This window comes from Acidimicrobiales bacterium (genome assembly GCA_036491125.1).
In the GTDB taxonomy this organism is placed as follows: Bacteria; Actinomycetota; Acidimicrobiia; order Acidimicrobiales; family AC-9; genus AC-9.
This window is the reverse complement of record DASXCO010000043.1, coordinates 23,181-29,365: the sequence shown is the minus strand read 5'-3', so window position 1 is coordinate 29,365 and position 6,185 is coordinate 23,181. Positions and strand designations below refer to the sequence as shown.

Here is a 6,185-nt window from a genome sequence, read left to right as displayed (position 1 = left end):
CCACTCGGGCTCGGCATGGTCGGCCGTCCTCCTCGGTTCTGGGCGCATGGACTCGTAGAAGGTTTTGCCGCGCGCCGAGGCACAACAACGGCTTGATGGGCGGTGGCTCGAAACGGTGGGAGTGGCTCCGGCTCTGAGCGGGAAGAGGGGACTCTGGACAGTCGCCCCGGTGCCGGAGGTGCCGGGGCGCCTTGGAGTTGGATGGTTTGGCTTCGAACAACACGACCGCTTCTCTTTCCTGCCGACCGCGACCGTTGGAATAGCCGCAGCGATGCAGGCTCCTGAGAGTGATCTGGGAAACTCCGAACACGGCGGGCAACCCCCTAAGAGGATCCCGCGGGCCCGCTCAGGGCCGGCTGGCAACTCGCAGCCGTTTGGGGTCATCGCCACGTCGGAGGGTCCGCCCCGTCGGTTTTGCGACAGCGGGGTGGATGCCGCTGGCCGCCCGAGGGATATCGCCGGCGCGAAGTTGCCTAATCCAATATCCCCATCGAACAATTCGGTGGACATCGGACTTGGCCTTCGCTGCGTCGGCCACGAGGGCCGGGTGAATGGCCAGACCACCTACCTGGGGGGCGCCTATCGTCAGGCCATGACGCGGACGATCCAGCTGGTGGAGCTCGGCCTTGGTGTAGAGGGCATGGCATTGATGCGGGGCCTCTTCGAAGACGACCAGGTCAGCGTCGAGCGCCGACTGGGCGAGATCCGCCGCTTCGTAGCCGAGGCCGACCGACCTCCGTTATCACTCGCCCTCGACTTCCCCGAGCGTTCCGTAGCGGACGGCTATGCCGCGTGGGCCGCGACCTATGACGCCATGCCCAACGCCCTCATCGACGCCGAGCAGCTCGTGGTGACGGAGCTGCTGGCTGGTCTGCCCAAAGGACGGGCTCTTGACGCTGCCTGTGGGACGGGCAGGCTCACCGAGCTGCTGGTCGCCGCCGGCCACGACGCCCTCGGTGTCGACGGCAGCCCCGAGATGCTCGAGGTCGCCAGCCGGCGCCTACCCGAGGCGACTTTCCGCAATGGAGCGTTGCACGACCTCCCCGTCGCAGATGGCGAGTTCGACCTCGTCACCTGCGGTCTCGCTCTCAGCCACCTGCAAGACCTCAGCCCGGCGGTGGCCGAGCTTGCCAGAGTGACCAAGCGCGGTGGACGCCTGATCCTCACCGACATGCACCCCATCGGTGTCGCCTTCGCCGGCCAGGCCGCCTATCAGGGCGCCGATGGCAGCTGGGGCTTCGTCCGCAACCACTTTCACACCCACAGCCACTATCTCGACGCTTTCAGCGAGGCGGGCCTGGGTGTGCGCAGGTGTGTCGAGCCGGCCCACACGGCGGCAACGGCCGACCTCGTTCCTTCAGCAACGGTCGCCCGAGAGGCCACCCACTCGGCGCTGATCGGGCTCCCGATCGCTCTGATCTGGGACCTGGTGCGGCCCGAGAACGGACACAGCTCGCCTGCGGAACCGCTTCGAAGCGGGTGATCCGGCTCCGCGCTGCAGGTGGTACTGACAGTGCTCAGTCGAGCACTGTGGAGGCGCGTCGCTTCATGCCGGTATCCAGCGGATCGAGGTAGCTCCGCTGGGTCGTGGCCGGGTCGGCGTGGTCGAGGACCTTCTGAATGTCCAGCAGGTCGAACAGGTGCCCACCGTCGGCCGATCGTTCGCCGTGCAAGATGCCGGCAGCCGAGCGGCGCAGATCGTGAGGCGAGACGTGGCCAAGCCCGGCTTTCTTGGCCCTCCCCTGGACGATGGCGAAGAAGGTGCGCCGCGTCATGGAACGGCCCCAATCGAGCCGACGGCGTCCGCCCTGGCGGGCTGCGCCAATGACCTCCCGGCACAGCAGTGGGTCCGAGGAGACCACGGGCCGCAGCAGGCCGTGGGCGTACGCGGCCAGGTAGCTCCGGAATACCTCGACCAGGGTGGCGCCGGGGACGATGCAGCGGGGCTTGCGCCCCTTGCCCATCCATTCGATCCGAGGCGGGTCCGCATCCAGCCGGAGGTTGCCGACCGTGAGGGTCGCGATCTCCGCCGATCGGAGGCCCGCCAGGCCAAGGCGCAGCGCGATCTCGTCCCGCATGCCCCTGGACGTGCCGTCCTGGGAGCTGCCGACCAGCGTCCCGAAGGCCTCTTGCTTCGTGAGCCACCGTGCCGGGTGCGCAGCCTGGGTCTTGCCGTACGTGCGAGGGTAGGAACGGCGCAGCACGTCCAGCTCGATGGTCGGATCGGTGGTGACCAGCCCTTTGCGTTGGCACCAGCGGAAAAAGGACCGGACGCAGGAGAGGCGCTGGCGGACGCTGTTGTTGGCGAGAGGCCGATTCTGGCCGTCGGCCCGGGCCCGGACCCATCCGAACAAGTCGGCTTCGGTCACCTCGGCCGGGTGACGTCGGCCGGTGTGGCGGAACAGGTGGTTCAGGTAGGCCGCGTTCTGGTGGCGGCTATGGGGGGTGGTGTAGCGGGCGAGGTAGGCGTCCAACAGGTCGGCGAGCTCGGCCGACCGGGCGTCTAGATGGCGGACTTCCCCTTCTTGGCCGGGGTGGCCGGGGAAAGCTGCCGTTTCTCCTTGATCTTGGCCGCCTTCCCGACCCGGCCCCGGAGGTAGTAGAGCTTGGCCCGGCGGACGTCACCCTGGATGACGGGCTCGATCCTGGCGATGATCGGCGAGTGCACCGGGAACGTGCGTTCGACGCCAACGCCGAAGCTCACCTTGCGGACGGTGAACGTCTCCCTGACACCAGAGCCCTGGCGGCGGATGACGGCCCCCTGGAACACCTGGACCCTCTGCCGGTTCCCCTCGACCACCCGAACGTGGACACGAACTGTGTCCCCGGGCGCGAACGCCGGGATGTCGTCACGGAGGCTGTCACGATCGACCAGGTCGGTGGGGTTCATGGCGCGGAGGCTCCTCGGAAGACCGGGGGGACTCCGCAGGATACCCGTGCTCGGCGAGGAGCCGCACCTCGTCGTCGGTCAATCCGCCGCGAGCTTCGACGAGATCGGGACGCCGGGCGAGGGTCCGGGCCAGCGCCTGGGCTCGGCGCCAGCGGGCGATGCGGGCGTGGTCGCCCGAACGGAGCGCCTCCGGGACGACCCAGCCGCGGAAGTCGGCCGGCCTCGTGTACTGGGGGTACTCCAGCAGCCCGTCGGTGAAGCTCTCCTCGGCCGCCGACGCCGCGTTGCCCATGACCCCAGGCACCAGCCGGGTCACCGCCTCGACGACGACGAAGGCGGCCGCCTCCCCGCCGGCCAGGACGTAGTCACCGATCGACAGCTCGTCGTCGACGAGGTGCTCGGCCACCCGTTCGTCGACGCCCTCGTAGCGCCCACAGAGCAGCGAGAAGCCACCCAGGTCGGCCAGCTCCCGCACCAGGGCCTGGTCGAGCGGCCGCCCTGCCGGCCCGAGCAGGAACAGCGGCCGGGGCGGTCGAGCGGCCTCGACCGCCCCGAAGACCGGACCAGCCGCCAGCACCATCCCCGCCCCGCCGCCGAACGGAGTGTCGTCCACCGAGCGTCGCGGATCGGTCGCCGCCGAGCGCAGGTCGTGGATCCTCAGGTCCAGCAGGCCGTGCTGGCGGGCCCGCCCGACCAGGCTCTCGCGGCCGACGGCCTCGATCACCCCCGGAAAGATGGTGAAGACGTCCACCCGCACGATGGGATCACTCCAGGAGCCCGTCGGGAACGTCGACGACCAACGTGCCCGCACGGTGCTCGACCACGAACCGCAGTGGCACGAGACCTCCCCCGTCGAGTACCAGCAGGTCGCTGGCCGGGTTGGCCTCGACGGCGACCACCCGCCCTACCCGTTGCCCCTTCACGTCGACGACCTCGGACCCGTGCAGCTCGTGGACCCAGAGGGCCTCGGGGTCGACGATCGGCTCGGCCCGGAGGACCACGTCCCTCAGGGCCTCGGCCCCGTCCCGGTCGCCCACCCCGGCGAACGAGACGATCCAGCGCTCGCCGTGAGGCGCGGCCCGCACGACCTCGAGGTCGCCGGCGCTCGACGAGAGCACGACTCCCGCCGACAGCCGCTCGGTGCGGTCGGTCACCAGGCGTACGATCACGTCGCCCCGCAGCCCGTGCGGCCGGTCGACCCTGCCGACCTCGAGCGTGGCTCGGCTATCGGACCGGCCTCCCGGGCCGTCCGCCGCTGGCGTCGACCGGTCAGTCGACGATGTCGACGCTGGCCTCGATCCCCTCGTTGGCGCCCGCCGCCCTGACCAGGGTGCGGATGGCCTGGGCGACGCGGCCCCGCCGTCCGATGATCCTGCCCATGTCGTTGGGGGCGACGTGCAATCGGAGGTTCACTCTCTGGCGCGCCTCGTCGACCTCGATCACCACCGCGTCGGGGTCGTCGACGATCGAGCGCGCGATGTGCTCGAGCACCTCTCTCGGGATCGAGCCCGACGCCCGGTTCCCCGCCATGTCGTCGACCTCGTCGACCTCGCCGCCGGCCGGATAGCCGACCTCCGGGTCAGACATGTCGCTCACTTCGATGCTGCAGCGGTGAACTCGTCCCAGGCCCCGGAGACGCGCAACAGCTTCTCGACCCGCTCGGTCGGCTTGGCCCCCTGGGACAGCCACTTGACCGCCTTGGCGGAGTCGATGTTGACGACGGATGGATCGGACCTGGGGGCGTAGGTGCCGACGATCTCGATGAAACGGCCGTCCCTAGGGGAGCTGCTGTCGGCGGCCACGACGCGGTAGGTGGGCTGCTTTTTCTTGCCCATCCTCATGAGGCGGAGCTTGACTGCCACGAATCGATCCTTACCTTTCTGGGCCGGCCAACCCGGCCGGCCTTGCTTTGTAGGGCCCGCTAGCGAAGCGAGCTGAGGTCGGCGAGCGAGGGCGTCACACGACCACGCTTGCCCTTCTTCCCCGGCTTGCCGGAGGCCTTGCCGCCTCCGACACCCTTCATCATGCGCTGCATCTCCTTGAACTGCTTGAGCAGGGCGTTCACCTGGGCGGTCGTCGAGCCACTGCCGTTGGCGATGCGCAGGCGTCTCGATCCGTTGACGATGGTCGGGTCCCGGCGCTCGCCCAGGGTCATGGAGCGGATGATGGCCTCGACCTGGGCCAGCTGGCCGTCGTCGATGGGGGCGTTCTTGATGTCCTTGGGCAGCCCCGGGAGCATGCCGAGGATCCCCGTTAGGGGACCCATCTTCTTGATTTGCTGCATCTGCTCGAGAAAGTCCTCGAGTGTGAACTGCCCCTCCTGCAGTCGCTCCGCAGCGCGGGTGGCGGTCTCCTCGTCGTAGTGCTGCTCCGCCGTCTCGATGAGCGTCAGCATGTCGCCCATGCCGAGGATGCGGCTCGCCATGCGATCCGGGTAGAAGGTGTCGAAGTCGCCCAGCTTCTCACCGGTCGAGGCGAAGGCGATGGGTCGGCCGACGACCTCCTTCACCGAGAGTGCGGCGCCGCCACGGGCGTCGCCGTCGAGCTTGGAGAGCACCACGCCGTCCAGCTCCAGGGTGGCGTGGAACGCCTCGGCCGTGGCCACGGCGTCCTGGCCGGTCATGGAGTCGATGACCAGGAAGGTGTACTGGGGATGGAGCACCTCTGAGACGCGGCGAACCTCGTCCATGAGGGCCTCGTCGATCGTGAGACGACCCGCCGTGTCGACGATGACCACGTCGCGGCCCCTGCGTTGGGCCTCGTCCAGCGCCCGCCGGGCGACGCTCACCGGATCGGTCGGCTCGCTGAACACGGTCACGCCGGCCTGGCCCCCGAGGACGCGGAGCTGCTCCACGGCGGCCGGCCGCTGGAGGTCGGCCCCGACGAGCAGCGGCTGGCGACCCTGCTGCTTGAACCACCGGGCGAGCTTGGCTGCCCCGGTGGTCTTCCCGGAGCCCTGGAGACCTGCCAGCAGGACCACCGTCGGAGGCTTGGAGGCGTAGGTGATGCGCAGGGCCTCGCCGCCGAGGATGGCCGTGAGCTCCTCGTTGACGATCTTGATGACCTGCTGGGCGGGCGAGAGGCTCTTGGACAGCTCGGCCCCGACGCAGCGCTCCCGTACCCGGGCGATGAAACCCCGGACGACGGCGAGGTTGACGTCCGCCTCGAGGAGGGCCAGCCGGATCTCGCCGAGGGCCTGGTCGACCTCGGCCTCGCCCAGGTGCCCGCGGCCCCGGAGGCGGGTGAAAATACCCTCGAATCGATCGGAAAGAGACTCGAACATCTCGAGCCAGGC

General features: G+C 69.4%; 7 protein-coding genes and 1 pseudogene. 1 reads left to right on the top strand and 7 read right to left on the bottom strand.

Features of this window, described 5'->3' with window-relative positions; genetic code table 11:
* The first annotated feature begins 592 nt into the window (after positions 1–592).
* A complete protein-coding gene (locus VGF64_03600; GenBank protein HEY1633818.1) occupies positions 593–1,483 on the top strand; it encodes a methyltransferase domain-containing protein in 891 nt (296 codons plus the stop codon).
* 34 nt (positions 1,484–1,517) lie between these two features.
* Here the strand turns inward: VGF64_03600 and VGF64_03595 are convergent, their stop codons facing one another.
* The 7 genes and pseudogenes from VGF64_03595 to ffh form a co-directional block, all read right to left on the bottom strand.
* Positions 1,518–2,474: a tyrosine-type recombinase/integrase gene (locus tag VGF64_03595; GenBank protein HEY1633817.1), complete on the bottom strand. Its 957-nt coding sequence runs from the start codon at positions 2,472–2,474 to the stop codon at positions 1,518–1,520.
* Positions 2,475–2,503: 29 nt separating this feature from the next.
* Positions 2,504–2,890, bottom strand: a complete 387-nt coding sequence (gene rplS / locus VGF64_03590) for a 50S ribosomal protein L19 (GenBank protein HEY1633816.1) — start codon at positions 2,888–2,890, stop codon at positions 2,504–2,506.
* Entirely contained in the window at positions 2,862–3,641 is a 780-nt protein-coding gene (gene trmD, locus VGF64_03585; GenBank protein HEY1633815.1) for a tRNA (guanosine(37)-N1)-methyltransferase TrmD, read from the bottom strand. The genes rplS and trmD overlap by 29 nt, the downstream gene beginning before the upstream one ends.
* 13 nt (positions 3,642–3,654) lie before the next feature.
* Positions 3,655–4,089: pseudogene (locus tag VGF64_03580) on the bottom strand (hypothetical protein).
* A gap of 70 nt (positions 4,090–4,159) precedes the next feature.
* Positions 4,160–4,477: a KH domain-containing protein gene (locus tag VGF64_03575; protein ID HEY1633814.1), complete on the bottom strand. Its 318-nt coding sequence runs from the start codon at positions 4,475–4,477 to the stop codon at positions 4,160–4,162.
* Positions 4,478–4,482: 5 nt separating this feature from the next.
* The gene (rpsP, locus tag VGF64_03570; GenBank protein HEY1633813.1) at positions 4,483–4,752 is read right to left on the bottom strand and encodes a 30S ribosomal protein S16; all 270 of its coding nucleotides are present in this window, start codon (positions 4,750–4,752) and stop codon (positions 4,483–4,485) included.
* Between the two features lie 59 nt (positions 4,753–4,811).
* Positions 4,812–6,173 carry a signal recognition particle protein gene (gene ffh / locus VGF64_03565; GenBank protein HEY1633812.1) on the bottom strand — a complete coding sequence of 454 codons (1,362 nt, stop codon included), beginning with the start codon at positions 6,171–6,173 and terminating at the stop codon, positions 4,812–4,814.
* Between the last annotated feature and the right edge of the window lie 12 nt (positions 6,174–6,185).

What these genes read in the sequence shown, in the direction of transcription:
- VGF64_03575 (HEY1633814.1), bottom strand. Translation starts at nt 4,477, where the DNA reads ATGTCTGACCCGGAGGTCGGCTATCCGGCCGGCGGCGAGGTCGACGAG.
- ffh (HEY1633812.1), bottom strand. Translation starts at nt 6,173, where the DNA reads ATGTTCGAGTCTCTTTCCGATCGATTCGAGGGTATTTTCACCCGCCTC.
- VGF64_03600 (HEY1633818.1), top strand. Translation starts at nt 593, where the DNA reads ATGACGCGGACGATCCAGCTGGTGGAGCTCGGCCTTGGTGTAGAGGGC.
- rplS (HEY1633816.1), bottom strand. Translation starts at nt 2,890, where the DNA reads ATGAACCCCACCGACCTGGTCGATCGTGACAGCCTCCGTGACGACATC.